General features: G+C 73.8%; 14 protein-coding genes. 10 read left to right on the top strand and 4 right to left on the bottom strand.

Translation table 11 applies throughout. The annotated features are described in order from the left end of the window. Window positions 1-34: 34 nt before the first annotated feature. Window positions 35-958, bottom strand: coding sequence for a LysR family transcriptional regulator (locus IEJ02_RS01900; protein WP_191063019.1), 924 nt, complete (start codon window positions 956-958; stop codon window positions 35-37). 335 nt (window positions 959-1,293) lie between these two features. On the opposite strand from IEJ02_RS01900, the gene IEJ02_RS01895 reads away from it, so the two are divergent. Genes IEJ02_RS01895 through IEJ02_RS01870 form a run of 6 tightly spaced genes read left to right on the top strand, consistent with a single transcriptional unit; the run spans window position 1,294 to window position 8,282 of the window. Next, window positions 1,294-2,274, top strand: a complete 981-nt coding sequence (locus tag IEJ02_RS01895; RefSeq protein WP_223863197.1) for an aminotransferase class I/II-fold pyridoxal phosphate-dependent enzyme — start codon at window positions 1,294-1,296, stop codon at window positions 2,272-2,274. Continuing rightward, window positions 2,271-3,320 (top strand): polyprenyl synthetase family protein, encoded by a 1,050-nt coding sequence (locus IEJ02_RS01890; RefSeq protein ID WP_191063017.1) that lies wholly within the window; start codon window positions 2,271-2,273, stop codon window positions 3,318-3,320. The genes IEJ02_RS01895 and IEJ02_RS01890 overlap by 4 nt, the downstream gene beginning before the upstream one ends. Before the next feature lie 4 nt (window positions 3,321-3,324). Beyond that, window positions 3,325-4,326, top strand: a complete 1,002-nt coding sequence (locus IEJ02_RS01885; RefSeq protein ID WP_191063016.1) for a UbiA family prenyltransferase — start codon at window positions 3,325-3,327, stop codon at window positions 4,324-4,326. Window positions 4,327-4,359: 33 nt separating this feature from the next. Next, complete coding sequence (locus IEJ02_RS01880) at window positions 4,360-6,105, top strand: prenyltransferase/squalene oxidase repeat-containing protein (RefSeq protein ID WP_191063015.1); 1,746 nt, start codon at window positions 4,360-4,362, stop codon at window positions 6,103-6,105. Next, window positions 6,102-7,406, top strand: coding sequence for an FAD-dependent oxidoreductase (locus tag IEJ02_RS01875; protein ID WP_191063014.1), 1,305 nt, complete (start codon window positions 6,102-6,104; stop codon window positions 7,404-7,406). Before IEJ02_RS01880 ends, IEJ02_RS01875 begins: the two co-directional genes overlap by 4 nt. Window positions 7,407-7,418: 12 nt before the next feature. Next, complete coding sequence (locus tag IEJ02_RS01870) at window positions 7,419-8,282, top strand: TauD/TfdA dioxygenase family protein (RefSeq protein WP_191063013.1); 864 nt, start codon at window positions 7,419-7,421, stop codon at window positions 8,280-8,282. A gap of 106 nt (window positions 8,283-8,388) precedes the next feature. Here IEJ02_RS01870 and IEJ02_RS01865 read toward each other — a convergent pair whose 3' ends face one another. Beyond that, entirely contained in the window at window positions 8,389-9,261 is an 873-nt protein-coding gene (locus IEJ02_RS01865; RefSeq protein WP_191063012.1) for a lytic polysaccharide monooxygenase auxiliary activity family 9 protein, read from the bottom strand. Between the two features lie 214 nt (window positions 9,262-9,475). Here IEJ02_RS01865 and IEJ02_RS01860 point away from each other — a divergent pair, with 214 nt between their 5' ends. Next, the gene (locus tag IEJ02_RS01860) at window positions 9,476-9,904 is read left to right on the top strand and encodes a spore-associated protein A (RefSeq protein WP_370466945.1); all 429 of its coding nucleotides are present in this window, start codon (window positions 9,476-9,478) and stop codon (window positions 9,902-9,904) included. 175 nt (window positions 9,905-10,079) lie between these two features. Here the strand turns inward: IEJ02_RS01860 and IEJ02_RS01855 are convergent, their stop codons facing one another. Then, entirely contained in the window at window positions 10,080-10,529 is a 450-nt protein-coding gene (locus tag IEJ02_RS01855) for a nuclear transport factor 2 family protein (RefSeq protein WP_191063010.1), read from the bottom strand. A gap of 274 nt (window positions 10,530-10,803) precedes the next feature. Between IEJ02_RS01855 and IEJ02_RS01850 the strand changes: the two genes are divergently transcribed. The 3 genes from IEJ02_RS01850 (at window position 10,804) to IEJ02_RS01840 (ending at window position 14,257) form a co-directional block, all read left to right on the top strand. Beyond that, the gene (locus IEJ02_RS01850; protein WP_191063009.1) at window positions 10,804-12,150 is read left to right on the top strand and encodes a PucR family transcriptional regulator; all 1,347 of its coding nucleotides are present in this window, start codon (window positions 10,804-10,806) and stop codon (window positions 12,148-12,150) included. Between the two features lie 167 nt (window positions 12,151-12,317). Then, entirely contained in the window at window positions 12,318-12,662 is a 345-nt protein-coding gene (locus IEJ02_RS01845; RefSeq protein WP_191063008.1) for a hypothetical protein, read from the top strand. Next, window positions 12,659-14,257: a sodium/solute symporter gene (locus IEJ02_RS01840; RefSeq protein ID WP_191063007.1), complete on the top strand. Its 1,599-nt coding sequence runs from the start codon at window positions 12,659-12,661 to the stop codon at window positions 14,255-14,257. The genes IEJ02_RS01845 and IEJ02_RS01840 overlap by 4 nt, the downstream gene beginning before the upstream one ends. Window positions 14,258-14,294: 37 nt before the next feature. Here IEJ02_RS01840 and IEJ02_RS01835 read toward each other — a convergent pair whose 3' ends face one another. Then, window positions 14,295-14,876 carry a CGNR zinc finger domain-containing protein gene (locus tag IEJ02_RS01835; protein ID WP_191063006.1) on the bottom strand — a complete coding sequence of 194 codons (582 nt, stop codon included), beginning with the start codon at window positions 14,874-14,876 and terminating at the stop codon, window positions 14,295-14,297. Window positions 14,877-14,897: the final 21 nt, after the last annotated feature.

Here is a 14,897-nt window from a genome sequence, read left to right as displayed (position 1 = left end):
AGCCCGGTGCGTGGCGGATGAGGTAGATCCGGCGTCAGGCCGTCGCCGCTTCGCTCGCACCCCCCGACTGCTCGACGGCCACCGCCCGCAGCGCCTCCAGCAGGGCGGCCACCGCGGGCACCCTGGCCGTCTCCGGCCGCAGCAGGGCGTGGACATGGCGCCGGGGCCAGTCGTCCAGTGGGCGCGGCTCGACCCGCGGATCGGGCCGGGGGAGCAGCCCGAGGCCGTCCATCAGGGCGATCCCCACCCCGTCGCCCACCAGGCCGAGGGTCGTCGCCTGGTCATCGGTCGTGGTCACCACCCGGGGCTCGAACCCCGCCTCCGCGCAGCGCCGCAGCAGCCGCTCGCGGTCCCGCTCCAGGATCCACCGCTCCCGCGCCAGATCGGCGAGGCGGAGACTGCGCCGCCCGGCGAGCGCGTGGCCGCGCGGCAGCAGCACATGGCGGCGGTCGACCAGCAGCGGGACCCGGCGCAGCGGGGCCCCCGCGGGCTCCGCCTCTCCCGGCTCGTCGTCGGCGACGATCGCCAGATCCGTCTCGCCCGCGTCCAGCAGCCGGTACGCGTCATGGGAGGTGGTCTGGCCCAGCTCGACCTCCACCTCGATCCGGGAGGCGCCCAGCCGGGCCAGCGCCGAGGGCAGCACGGCGACACAGACGCTCTGCACGGAGGACATCCGCACCCGGCCACGGGTGCGCGCGGCGAGCGCCTCGAACTCGTTCTCCACGTCCCGCAGCCCGGCCAGCACCCCCCGGGCGCGCTCGGCGAGTCTGTGGCCCGCGGGCGTGAGCCGCACCCCCCGCCCCGCCTTGACCGTCAGGGCTACGCCCACGGCACGTTCCAGCGCGCGCATGTGATAGCTGATGGCCGGTTGGGTGTAACCGAGGTGGTCCGCCGCGGCGCTGTACGAGCCGGAGCGACAGACCTCTGCGAGCACGGTGAGCTGGCGAATTTCGATCACCCCAGGAAGATAAAAATCGTTTATCAATTCCCGAAAGACTTTAATTGGACGCGTGATCGATACGCCGTCAAAATCATCGTGACGGATTTCGCCCGTACTCGCCCATTGAACTGACCGATCGGACACGGCCTCATCCGCACTGGCTGACCGTACGGTCACAGCCCGCCCACGACGGTTTCCTTCCCACTGCTCCGGCCGGACCGGCAAGGGGAACCGGGCGCGGTGACATTCCTCCCTCCGCCCGAATCCCCGCTGGAATGGATGGATGGTGCCCGATGCACGATGGCTGGAATCGCATGACTCCGGTGGTCGCGGAGAACAATCCCTTCCATCAGATGTCGCTCAACGAAACCGTTCACCCGCCGCTTCCGGAAGTGGTGGACGCCGTCCTGCGCACCGCGCGGACCGCCCACCGTACCCTGGACGCCCTCGGCGGCGGGCTGTGTCAGGCCCTCGCCGCACATCTGGGAGTGGAGCCGGGGCACGTGCTCGCCGGACCGGGTTCCGGCGCGCTGCTCCAGCAGCTCTTCTCCACCCTCACCGGACCCGACACCGACACGGTGCACGCCTGGCCCTCCTGGGAGGCGTACCCGATGATGGCGGCCAACGCCGGATCCACCACCGTCCGGGTGCCGCTCACCGGATACGACCACGACCTGAAGGCGATGGCCGACGCCGTCACCGACCGCACCCGCATGGTCCTGCTGTGCACCCCCAACAACCCCACCGGCACCGCGCTGGACCATGACCGGATCCTTCGCTTCCTCGACCGGCTCCCCGCCCACGTCACCGTCGTCATCGACGAGGCGTACCGGGACTTCGCCGACCCCGCCGCCATCGCCGACGGCATCACCCTGCACCGCGCCGACGAACGGGTCTGTGTGGTGCGGACGTTCTCCAAGTCGTACGGCCTGCTCAGCCTGCGGGTCGGCTACCTCGTGGCGCATGAGCCCGTGCTCGCCCCGCTCCGCACGATCCTGCCCTTCTACCGGGTGAGCGCCGTGGCGCAGGAGGCCGCCATCGCCGCGCTCGGCGCCCATGAGCGGGTGCTCCGGCAGTGCGCCGAGACCGCCGAGGAGCGCGACCGGCTCCACCGGACCCTGCTCGACCAGGGCTGGGAGGCGCCCGCGAGCCAGGGCAACTTCCTGTGGCTGCCCATGACGTCCGGTGTGGAGCGCTTCACCCAGTTCTGCGCGGACCACGGCGTGGTGGTGTGCGGCAAACCGGGCGAGGGGATCCGGGTGACCGTCGCCGAGCCCGAGGCCAACCAGGCGTTCGCGGAGCTCGCCGGGAAGTACCGGGAGGCGTTCGTATGACCCTGCCCGACGTCGCGGTCACCGAGGTGGCCGACCCGCTGGCCGAGGCCGCCCCGACCATGGAGCTCCTGCTGCGCGAGCTCGACCGGCGCTGGCCGCGGGAGGCCGAACGCCTCCACCAGATCTCCCGGTACGCCCTGCTCCCGGCCGGGAAGCTGCTGCGCCCGCTGCTGCTCATGGAGTCGGCGGAGGCGGTGGGCGGCGGCGGACCGGCCGTCGTCCCGGCCGCGCTGAGCGTGGAGTACCTCCATGTGGGATCCCTCGTCCACGACGATGTCATCGACGGCGACACCATGCGGCGGGGCCGCCCGTCCGTCGCGGCGCGCTACGGCACCACCGACGCCATCGTCACCGGGGACGCCCTGATGCTGGGCGTGTTCGGCGTGCTCACCGACGGCGCCGAGGACGCCGGACCGCTCACCGGGGACTCCGCCGGGCCGCCGCCGGACCGGGTCCTCGGCGCGGTGCGGGTCTTCGCCCGGGCGGGCGTCGATCTGTGCCGCGGCCAGGCGATGGAGGGCGAGCTCAGGGGCGACCTCGGGTGCGGACTCGACCGCTACCTCACCATGATCGCCCTGAAGACCGGGGCGCTGTTCCGGGCCGCCTGCCGGGGCGGGGCGATCCTGGGCGGCGGATCCCCCGCCCAGCAGCACGCGCTCACCTCCTACGCCGAACATCTGGGCCTGGCCTTCCAGATGCACGACGACCTGCTGCCGTACACCAGCGACAGCCGCACCGCCGGCAAGTCCGCGCTCAGCGACATCGCGGCCGCCCGGCCCACCTTCCCCGTCCTGCTCTGCCACGCCATGGCCGGCGCCCCGGCCCGCGCCCGGCTGGAGGCGGCGCTCGGTGGCGCCCTGCCCGCCGCCGACGCGCTGGGGACGGTGCACGAGCTGCTGGAGACGACCGGCGCGCTCACCGCCGCGCGAAACCGGGCCACGGCCCAGGCCGACCGCGCCAAGTCCTGTCTGGAGCGGCTGCCCCGCTCCCGGGCCACCGCCGTACTCGCGGCGGTGGCCGATCTGTCGGTCAGCCGGGACCGGTGACGCCGTGGCGGCCCCGCGCACCGCGCTCCTGGCCCATCTGCAGACCTGGCGCCCGTACACCCTCTGGTACCCGGGGCTGGTCGGACTCGCCGGGGCCACGCTCGCCGGAGCCCACCCCACCACGGGGCAGTTGACGGTGGCCTGGGCCGCGCCGACCCTCGGCTGGGTCGCCGGCCACTACCTCGGCGACTACTACGACCGTGACCTCGACGCCCTCAGCAAGCCCCAACGCCCCATACCCTCGGGGCGGTTGAGCCCGCGTACGGCCGTGGCCACGGGCATCGGCTGCATCCTGGCCGTCGCCGTGCTGGCCCTGTGGGCGAACTGGCGCGCCGTGGCCGTGGCCGCCGCCGCCATGGCGGGCATCGTGGCGTACAGCCGGGTCCTCAAGGGGCGGGGCCTGCCGGGCAATCTCATCCGCGGCGTGCTGACCGCGCTCACCGTGCTCTTCGGCGCGATGGCCGTCCAGCCGTGGCCACCGTTGCGGGCGCTGCCCTTCGCCCTGGTGTTCCTGGCCCATGACACCGCGTCCAACCTCGTCGGCGCCCTCCGCGACGTCGACGGCGACCGCGAGGGCGGCTACGCCACCGTGCCGGTGCGCCGGGGCCTTAGGCGCGCCACCCACATCGCGGCCGCGCTGTATCTGGCCGCCGTGGCCGTGGCCTGCGCCGCCACCGGGCTGGTGCCCAGGGACCCGGCCGGGTACCTCGTGCTGCTGTCGGCGGCGGCGCTGTGCGGCGCGGGCGCCTTCGGGCTGCTGCTGCGGTCACCGGGGCACCTCGCCCCCGCGCTGGCGCTGCGCGCCCACGCCGTCCTCGTCGCCGAACGCCTGGTGCTGGCCGCGGCGGTGGTGGCCGCGGGCGCCGGCGCGGCACCCGCCCTGGCGCTGCTGACGCCGCTCCTCGCGGTCAGCGTCATCACCCAGAGCCGGATGCGGTCCCGCCACGAATTCCCCGCGCCACCCCTGGCCGACGGCGGGCCCGGCCTCCCCGATCCCCGCCCCTGAGACGGCGCGCCACCAGCAGAAGGGTCCGATCGCATGCCCGCTTCCGCCTTGACCGAGAGCGTCGGCACGGCCGTCACCACCGGTGCCGAGGCGCTCCTCGCCCACCGGCGCGACGACGGCGCCTTCGTCTTCGGCGCGCACCACGCCTCCCCGCTGAACACCGCCGGAGCCCTCACCGCACTGCACTTCGCCGACCCCGAGGGCTCGGCGGAGACCATCGAGCGCGGTGTCACCTGGCTGTGCGAGACCCAGCGGGACGACGGCGGCTGGGCCATGCGCTCCGTGCCCACCGAACCCCTCACCACCGCGCTCGCCGCCGCGGCGCTCCACCTGCTCGCCCCCCGCCGGGCGGCGTCGGCCGTACGCGCCGCACGGGCCCGGTTCGAGGAGCTCGGCGGCTCCGCGGCCGTCCCGGAACCCGCGATGACCGCCCTCATCCGCCAGTTCCACACCTTCGCCGGACTGCCCCACGACGGCGCCCAGCGCCGACTCCCCCTGGAGCTGCTGCTCTTCCCCGGCCTCAGCCGCCGCCTGCTCAGCCTGCGGCTGCCCATCTACGCGAGCCAGGCGCTCGCCCAGTCCGCCCACCGCCGCCGCGGCCCGGCCGGCCGCGCCCTGGACCGGCTGGCCCGGCCGAGGGCCCTGGCCATCGTCCGTGACGCGTACGAACGCGAGGGCGCCACCGGCGGGTTCAGCACCGACCCCTGGCTCACCGGACTCATCTGCCTCGGCCTCGCCCGCTCCGGCCAGGCGCCCGACCTGGTCGGCACCGCCGCCCGCTGGCTGCGCTCGGCGGCCGGCCCCGACGGCTCCTGGGATCTGATGCCCCTCGATGTGACCTGGACGAACTTCGCCACCGCCGCGCTGATCGAGGCCGGTCACGCCGACGACCCCCAGCTGATCGGCACCCGCGAGATGCTCCACCGCCACCAGCAGCCCGAGCCGTTCGACGCGCTCGGCTGCCCGGCCGGCTACTGGGGGTTCTCCAGCCCGCGCAGCTGGCCGATGGCCCTGGAGACGGCCGAGGCCGCCGCCATCCTGCTGCGGCTGCCAGGCGGCGCGGACGACCGCCACGCGCGCGCCGGGCTGGGGTGGCTGACCGCCGGCCAGGACGTGGCCGGGTCCTGGAGCCTCGCCGTACGGAACAGCAAACCGGGCGGCTTCGGGCCCTGCCCCCAGATGACCGCCAAGGTCGTGGGCGCCCTGCTCGACTCCGGGGCCGGGGCCGACGACCCACGCGTGGTCAGGGCGGTGCGCTGGCTGGTCGGCCGGCAGCGCCCCGACGGCTCGTACGAGGCCATGTGGTACCGCGGCGGCACGCCCGGGACGGCCGCGGCGCTGGAGGCGCTCAGCCGGGCGGGCCGCACCGAGGAACACCACCGGGCGGCGGCCCGGGCCAGGGACTGGCTGCTGCGCACCCGGCACCCCGACGGCTCGTGGGGCACGGGCGAGCGCACCGGGCCGGGCACCACCCGGCGGGGCACCGTAGAGGAGACCGCCTGGGCGCTGCGCGGGCTGCTCGCCGCCGGGCTGAACCCCACCGACCCCGCCCTCGCGGCGGCGGCCCGCTGGCTCGTCGACGCCCAGCGGGCGGACGGCGGCTGGACCCCGGCCCCGGTCAACGAGTACATCCGCGGCTGTGCGCGCTACGCCGACGACGGCATCGCGGCGGGGCTGGCGGTGCGGGCCCTCGCCCACTACCGCTCGGCGGAGGCCGTGGAAGCCACTCGCGCTACCGGGACCGGCCGAACCGGCACCGGCGAAGGAGGCGGGCGATGAGCCCCGATGTGCTGGTGTGCGGGGCGGGCGTCGGCGGTCTCGCGGCGGCCCGCGCCCTCGGCGGCCTCGGACTGGACGTCCTGGTGGTCGACAAGCAGCCGAGGATCCGCCCGATCGCCAAGGGCGAGGTGCTCCAGCCGGGCGCGCTGCGCCGCTTGCGCTCCTGGGGCGTGGAGAGGCGGCTCGACGCCCAGGGCGCGGTCCGGCTCGCACGGCTGGTCGTCCGCGATCCGCGCGGCACCGCGCTGATGTCCCTCGACTACGGCCAACTGCCCGCCCCCGACCAGTGGTTGCTGGCCCACGACCACACGACCATCCTCGCCGCCCTGGCCGAGAGCCTCGGGCCGGGTGTGGAACTGCGCCGGGGGGTGCGCGCGGAGGCGCCGCTGCGCGACGACTCCGGCCGGATCACCGGACTGCGGCTGGCCGAGGGCGGCAGGGTCCACGAGGAGCGGGCCCCGCTCGTGGTCGCCGCCGACGGCATCTCCTCACGGCTGCGGTCCTGGGCGGGCATCGAGGCCCGACGGGTCGACTACCCGCACCGGCTGGTCTCCTTCGACATCGGCGACGCCGACGCGGCGGCGCGGGCCGACGACTTCTCCGCGTATGTCACCGACCGGGGGCTGCGGCTGCTCTATCCGCTGCCGGGCGGCCGGCTGCGGCTCTACCTCCAGGCCGGACCCGATGAGCTGCGCGGTGTCACGGCACGCGGGGAGCTGGCCGACTGGGCGGCCAGGGCGCTGTCCCAGGTGCCCGCCCTGGAGCCGCTGACCGGGCCCCTGCTCGCGCATCTCGACAGCCGTCAGACACTCCCCGTCGGACGGCTGCTGTCGCCCCGGCTGGCCGGCCGGGGCCTCGCACTGGTCGGCGAGGCCGCGTACGCCGTCCACCCGATGGCCGCGCAGGGCATGAACACCGCCATCACCAGCGCCGGTGCCCTCGCCGAGCGGCTGTCGGGCCATCTGGAGCGCACCGGCGAGATGTCGGCCGCGGCGGTGGACGGCGCACTGCGCGACTACCACGACCGGCAGCTGCCCCTGCTCGCCCAGGCGGCCACGACCAGCGGCAACGCGGCGCGGATGGTCACCGATCTGTCGTGGCGCGGCCGGGTGCTGGGCCGCCGGGCCGTTCGTCACACCGGTGCCAACCCCCGGCTGCTGCACACCGTCACCCACAACATGTCGGGCCTCGGCCCGCGCCCGCTGACCCTGCTGGACCGGCTGCAGCAGCTCGGTCTCCTCCCCGACCCGCGCGCCCACCGAGTGCCGGCCGCACCGGCCGGCCGACCGCAACCCATGTGAGGACGGTTTCCCATGCCCACCCCCGAACTGGTCGTGACCCCCGTCTCCGGAGCGCTCGGCGCGGAGATCCGCGGTGTCGATCTGACCGAGCTCACCGACGAACTCTTCGAGCGGATCCACCAGTTGCTGCTCAAGCACCTGGTGGTCTTCTTCCCGGACCAGGAACACCTCTCGCCGGAGGCGCATATCGCCCTGGGGCGGCGGCTGGGGGAGCTGGAGGTCCATCCGTTCCTGCCGAAGGTCGAGGGCCATCCCGAGATCGTCGTCCTGGACGCGGACCAGGGCGCCAAGGCCGACGAGTGGCACATCGACGTGACCTTCCAGCCCAATCCGCCGGTCGCCTCGATCCTCCACCTCCAGGTGTGCCCCGCCTCCGGTGGCGACACCATGTGGAGCAACCAGTACCTGGTCTACGAGACGCTCTCCGAGCCGATGCGCGACCTCCTCGACGGGCTCACCGCCGTTCACGTCCTCAACACCCCGCAGACCGGCGAGCACTCCGCAGAACACCCGGTGGTGCGGATCCACCCCGAGACCGGCAGGCGCTCGCTGTACGTGACGCGCATGTGGACCTCGCACATCCCGCAGCTCAGCCGCCCGGAGAGCGACGCGCTGCTGCAGTACCTCTTCGAGCACTCCGAGTCGCCCCGGTTCAACTGCCGCTACCGCTGGCAGCCCGGCGCCGTCGCCATGTGGGACAACCGCGCCACCCAGCACCTGGCCGTCAACGACTACACCGGGCCCCGCAGGGGGCAGCGGGTGACCGTCCTCGGCGACCAGCCCACCGGCGACACGCCGCGCTGGAAGGAGTACCGGCCCGCGCCCGACGAGCGCTACTACCCGCGCCACGTCACGGCCCGGTACGGCTACCGGTGACGGCCCGTCAGGGCCGTCGCATCCGTCGCATCCGTCGCATCCGTCGCATCCGTCGCATCCGTCGCATCCGTCGCATCCGTCGCATCCGTCGGGCCCGTCAGGCCGGTCAGCGGCTCGGGCGTCGCCGTCGTACGGTGGCGGCGACACCCGCGCCCAGCACCAGCACGGACGCGCCACCGGCGAGCAGCACCGGAGTGGTGTTGCCGTCGTCCTCGTCGGCGGCGGAGACGTCGGAGGTGGCGCGGGAGGGCGGGGCGGCGGCACGCGACGGCTCCGTGGCGGCCTGGGACGGAGGCGCGGCGGCCCCGGACGACGGGGCCGCGCCCGAGGAGCCCTTCGCCGGGGCCCCCAACACCACATCGGAGCAGGAGTAGTAGGTGTCCGGGGTGCTGGTGTTCCGCCAGATCGTGTAGAGCAGCTGACGGCCGGTCCGGCCGGCGGGCAGCGTGGCCTCGATGTGGTACGCGTCGTCCACCAGCGCGGGGTCCTTGGCCGTGGCGAACGGCTTCGCCTCCAGATCGGCCCACGTCAGCGGCCGCGTCGGGTCGTAGCCCTCCTTGGTGAGATACAGCTCGAAGGTCCCCGTGTGCGGGATCGTCGACCGATAGGTGAGCGTGAGGTCCGCCCCGGGCGACAGCCGCGTCGCAGGCCAGTCGGCGCGCGGCAGGTCCAGACCCCGGTACGCCTCCAGGCCCCCGCTGCACAGCTTTCCGTCCGGGATCCGCTCCCGGTCCTTGCCCGCCACCCCCGCGATCCGCACGTTGTCCCAGTCCGCCGCCTCCGGGTCGCCCGCGGCCCGGGCCGCCCGGCACGCCGCCGACCGCGCCGCGCCCCCGCCCTCGGGTGAGCAGGCGAACGTCCGGCTCACCGGGTCGGTCGGCGCCCCGTGCGCCTGCGCGGGCGGAGCGGCCAGAGCCGTGAACAGACAGGGGAGGGCCCCGAGAAGAGCGCCCACGGCGGCGGTGCGGTACGTGATCATCCGGTGCGGCCCTCCGGGGTCGGTGCGGCGACGGGCGGTTCGCCCGTCCCGGGGAGTACGGGAAGCCCGGTCGGTGCGTTCAACGGGCCGCCGTGAACCGCGTCATGACGGCGTACAACCATCCACCATCTCCGCATGTCTCCCTAGGCAGACGCAAACAGCGCCTTCGCCCATGAAGAATCATTAAGGGGGACAAATGAATCTTTCTCGTCGTATGGCCGCCACCGCGGTCCTCGCCACCGCCGTCGCGGGCACCGTGGCCCTGACGCCGCAGGCGTCGGCCGCCACCAGGGCCGCGTACAACGGGGTGTGCGGCAGCGGGTACAAGGTGGTGAACTCGGCGCCCATCGGCTCCAAGGGCACCGTCTTCCTCACCTACAACTCCGCCAAGGGCAAGAACTGCGTGGTCACCGTCCGGAACGCCACGGGCAAGCCGGTTCCCATGTTCGCCTACCTGTACGTTCAGGGCGCCGACGAGTCGGCCGAGGACGGCGGCGCGTACACCTCGTACGCGGGCCCGGTGTACGGCGACGGGCGCGGCAAGTGCGTGGACTGGGCCGGGGGCATCGACAACCAGTCCACCTGGACCTACGGATCGAACTGCGGATCCCTGAAGGCCTACCGCGTGACCAAGGGCTGGTAAGCCCGGAGCCACACGATAGGCAGAGCCGACGGGGGAACACACGGGGGAGCGGCGGTCACCTCTTCGAGGTGGCCGCCGCCATCGTGGTGCGGCCCCGCCCGGATATTCGGTGTCTTCGGCGGCATACGCCCCGGTAGCGTCGCCGACGTGACCGGCGCCGGAACGGAGGTGAGCGCTACGCCTGGCGCTCGGTGAAGGCCACCGCGTGGGTGTCCAGCACGATGTGGAGCTCCGCGAGGCGGTAGGCGGCGCCGTCGGAGCGGACCACGCAGCGGACCACACCGCCGGCGATCGGGGTCACCTGACCGTCGGTGATGTTGGTGGCGTACATGTACGACACCACCGAGATGTCATCGCCGTCGACCCGCTCGATGTGGATGTTCGAGGCGTTGTGGCGCAGCGGATAGCCGGCCGCCTCGCGGTGCTGCCGCTGCCAGGCGATCACCTGCTCGCGGCCCCGGTTGTCGGAGGCGATGAACTCCTCGTACGGGGACTTCCCCGTGTCCGAGCGGGAGGTCATGTGGACGTCCTCGGTCAGCAGCTCCGGCCAGACGTCGAACTGCCCCTCGTCGAAGGCGAACCACCAGCGGTGGATCAGTTCATGGACCGCCAGACGATCGAGCATGCGGAACTCTCCCCCCGAAGATTCAAGTGATCGACAGCATATCCTGCGGACGCCGAACCGCTTCCGGCCGACGCGGACCCCGCCGTAGCCCCGGCCCACCGCGCCGCGGTTTCGCCTCGCGGCCCGCCGGGCGCACGGGAGAATTCGCGGAAGGCACCGACCCGCCGGTATGCCGATGGTGCAATAGCCGTGCAGGCTCTGGTATCGAACCTGGCCGTGGCCTCACGCTGCCGCGTTGAGCTGCGCATTGCCCGTCACAGGTGGAGGATCGTTCATGCACCCCGTCACCGGCTCCCGCGCTTCCGCCCCCGCCATGGGCCGCGCCCCCCGCCTGTCCGCCGACCGGGTCCGGACGCCGCCCCGGATGCCCGCCGCCCGTCCGCCGATCCGGTCGCGGGCCGACGCCGAGACCGTGGCGCTGCTGCACCGCGCCGCACGGGTGCTCATCGAGGAGGTACCACGGCTGACGGACCGTATCGTCGCGCTGATGAAGGAGCGGGAGCCCGCCTACCGCTCCGCCGCCGTGGACGCGCACGAGGTGTGGCGGGAGGTCCACGACTCGCTCAGCCACAATGTGCGCTCGCTGGTGCACCCCAAGGAGACGCGTGAATCGGCCCGGTCCTGCGCGTGGCGGATCGGCACGGACCGCGCCGCCCAGGGCTTTCCGCTGGACGCGCTGCTGCACGCGTACCGCATCGGCTGCACCGTCGTCTGGGAGCAGCTCCTGGAGACCGCCTCCAGGGAGGACCCGCTCGGCGCCCCGTCGCTGGTCCATGTCGCCGCCGATGTGTGGAACTTCGTCGACGAGCACTGCACCCTCGTCGCCACGGCGTACCAGGAGGTCGAGCGGCAGCTCTCCTGGCACCGGGAGAACCGCTACCGGATCATCGTCGCGGCCCTGCTCGACGGCACCGCCCGGGTGAGCGACTTCCCCGAGGCCGAGCAGGTACTCGGCCTGCCCGAGCAGGGGCGTTACGCGGTCGTGGCGCTGGAGGACGCCGACGCCGCGTGCCGGACGCCGCACTCCGTCGAGGTGGGCGACGGACTCCGTACCGTCTGGCACACGGCGGAGGGCACCGCCCACGCCATCGTGCTGCTCGGCAAGGGCGACGGCGACGGAGGCGGCGACGGCGACGGCGACGGCGACAGAGACACCGGCGTGGAGCGGCTGGTGCGCGGGCTGGAGGTGCCGCCCGGCGCACGGGCCGGGGTCAGCCCCGCCGTGACCGGGCTCGCCGCGATCAACACGGCCCGCCGGCTCGCCGACACGGCGCTGCGCACCCGCCCGGCCGCCGGGTCGGCGGCACTGCTGGAGGAGCGCTATCCGGAGGCGCTCGTGGTGTCCTCCCCGGACCTCGGCACCGCGCTCGCCGAGCGGATGCTCGGACCGGTCCTGGCGCTGGAGTCCGCCGACCGGGAGACGCTGCTGACGACGCTGGCCGCCTGGCTGGAGGCCGGGGGATCGGCGCGCCGCGCGGGCGGGCTGCTGTTCTGCCACCGCAATACGGTGCTCAACCGGCTGCGCCGCTACGAGCAGTTGACCGGGCGTTCGCTGGACCACCCGCGCGAGGTCATGGAGTTGTCGCTCGCGCTGTCCGCGCACCGGCTGCTGACGCCCTGAGACCCACCCGTCTGCCGAGCCGATGTGGGCGTGCACAACGGCCCCGCGCCGATCATGTGCGCCCGTCACACGGTCCGCCGGTTGGGCTGTACGCGACCCCTCTGACCTGCTGTCGTGGCGTTTCCGCCCCGGCGACCCGGGACGGAACCCGCACAAGGAGCCGCGACATGTCCGACCACGACCACCCCTGGGGTCCGTTCCCGTCCGCCCCGTCCCGCACCGCGCGCCGCACCGGCACGATCCCGCCCCGCCCCGCGCCGCCGCCTCCGCCGACACGGCGGTCACCGTGGCAGCGGCCGTGGCCCTGGTCGGCGCGGGCGGCCTGTACCGCGCTCACCTGTCATGTGGCCGCCGTGGTGGTCAACTGCGCCGCCGAAGGCGTCGTCAACCTCGGCGCGGGCGGCGGGTTCACCGTGGGCGCCATGCTGATCGGCCTGGACACGGCGGTGCTGCTCACCGTCCTGGCCCGGGCCCACCGCCGGGCCGGCGCCGCGGGGGAGGGGGAGCGGTGAGCTTCCTGGACCCCAGAACGCTCGCGTTCGTGCTCTTCGCGGGCTTCATGGCCGTCTCGTTCCTGCTGTGTATCCTCGCGGCCACCGGCAACGACGACCCCACCGAGTTCTACCTCGGCACCGGCGCGCTCAGCCCGATGCAGAACGGCCTGGCCATCGCGGGTGACTACATCTCCGCGGCCACCGTGCTCAGCACCACCGGCACCATCGCCCTGGCCGGGTTCGACGGCGTGCTCATCGCCACCTCCACCGCGCTCTCCATCCTGATGTTCATGCTGGTCCTCTCCGGACCGCTGTGCGGACGGGGGCGGTTCACCCTCGGCGACGTCCTCTCCGAGCGGCTGAGCGAGCGCCCGGCCCGCACCGGCACCGCCGTCGTGGTGCTGGTGGTCGTCATGCCGCTGCTGCTGGTCCAGCTCAACGGCGCGGGCGCCATGCTGGCGCTGCTGCTCGGCATCCCGGGAAGCGGCGCGGTCACCGGCTGCACCGTCTTCATCGGCTCGCTCATGGTCTGCTACGCCGCGCTCGGCGGGATGAAGGGCACCGGGTTCGTCCAGATCCTCAAGACGGTGCTGCTGCTCGCCGCGTTCGTCCTGCTCGCCTGTCTGGTGCTGAAGCGCTTCTCCTGGAACCCGGCCACCCTCTTCGACGCGGCGGCCGAGGCCAGCGGCTACGGCGACGGCTTCTGGCAGTCCGGCCGTCAGTACGGGGACTCCCTGAGTGGCCGCCTGGACGTCATCAGCGTCCAGCTCACCCTCGCCTTCGGCGCGGCCTGCATGCCCCACCTCACCATGCGGCTCCATCCGATCCGCGGCATGCGGGCCGCCCGCGCCGCCACCACCTGGGCGGTGGGCGCGGTCACCACTATCCTCGGACTGATCGTGATCGTGGGCGCCGGAGCCACCGCCGTCGTCGGCGCCCGCGCCCTGCGCGCCTCCGACCCCACCGGCAGCGACTCGCTGCTGCTGCTGACCCTCGCCCTGGACCCGGCGGCGCGGGAGGCCGACCAAAGTCTGCTCTTCTCCGTCGTGGCCTGCGCGGTCGTCGCCACCACCCTCGCGGCGGTCGCCGGACTCACCCTGGCCGCCGCGGCCTCCCTCGCCCATGACGTCCTGGCCAAGGTCGTCTTCAAGGGCGGTCTTTCGGCGAACCGGGAGCTGGCCGCCGCCCGTACGGCCATCGTGGTCGTCGGCGTCGTGGCCGTCGTCCTCGCCATCGTCACCCAGCACTGGAACCGGCAGGTCCTGATCTCCTTCACCTTCGCGGCCGCCGCCTCGGCCCTGCTGCCGGTCGTGCTCTACGGCACCCTGTGGCGCGGCTTCACGGTGAACGGGCTGCGCTGGGCGCTGTACGGGGGGCTTCTGCTCACCGCCGTGGCCATGGCCTTCTCCCCGGCGATCTCCGGCAATCCGCTCGCGGTCTTCCCCGAGCGCGACTTCCACTGGTTCCCGCTCCGCAATCCGGGCCTGATCACCATCCCCGCCGGGTTTCTGCTCGGCTGGCTCGGCTCCCGGATCGGAGGCCGCGGACGGCGGGCCCGGCATGTTGAGGACCCGGCGCAGGGGGACACGTCGTATGCGATGCACACCGGCTGACGGGTGGGTCCACGTGGGTCCCTTTACGTGGGATCCTTTACGGGGTTCGGGACCCGGCCCTGGCCTTGGCGCGCCGGTGGGCGGCCACCCGCTCACGGGTCGCGCACCGGCGTGAGCAGTAGCGCCGCTCCGGTCCGCTGCCCACGGTGAGGAAGACATCGCCGCAGCTGGGGGAGGAGCACAGACCGCCCGGTGGGCGCTGACCCTCCCAGAGCAGCACGGTCAGCGCCATGCACGACGAGGCGAGGAACCACTCGCCCCAGGGTGCCTCGTCATCGCTGTCCAGGTGCGGGTGCCAGGGCGAGCGGCCGTCGTGCGAGCTGAGCCGGAGCGGGCCCGTGCCCTCGCGCAGCAGCCGGTTCAGCACCCCGGCGGCGTCGTCGACACGACCGGCGGCGAACACCTCGCGCAGCCGCAGCGCCGCGGCGCGCATCCCCGCGACATCGTCGGCGGTGAGCTCGAGCGGGCCGGACTCACCGTGATCGAGCAGGAGCCCGGCGATCGCGGCGGGGTCCGGGCTCGGCTCCGCGGTCAGGGCATTGACGAGGGCGGCGGTGCGCCGGGCGGTGGCCCGCACCGAATGCCGGGTGGACCAGTCGTCGTTCGAAGGCGGTGACACGTGGCTCAATGTAACGCACCT

Source organism: Streptomyces sp. 5-10 (assembly GCF_014712245.1).
Taxonomy (GTDB): Bacteria; Actinomycetota; Actinomycetes; order Streptomycetales; family Streptomycetaceae; genus Streptomyces; species Streptomyces violaceusniger.
The sequence above is the reverse complement of the archived record's forward strand: the minus strand, read 5'-3'. Positions and strand labels throughout refer to the sequence as shown.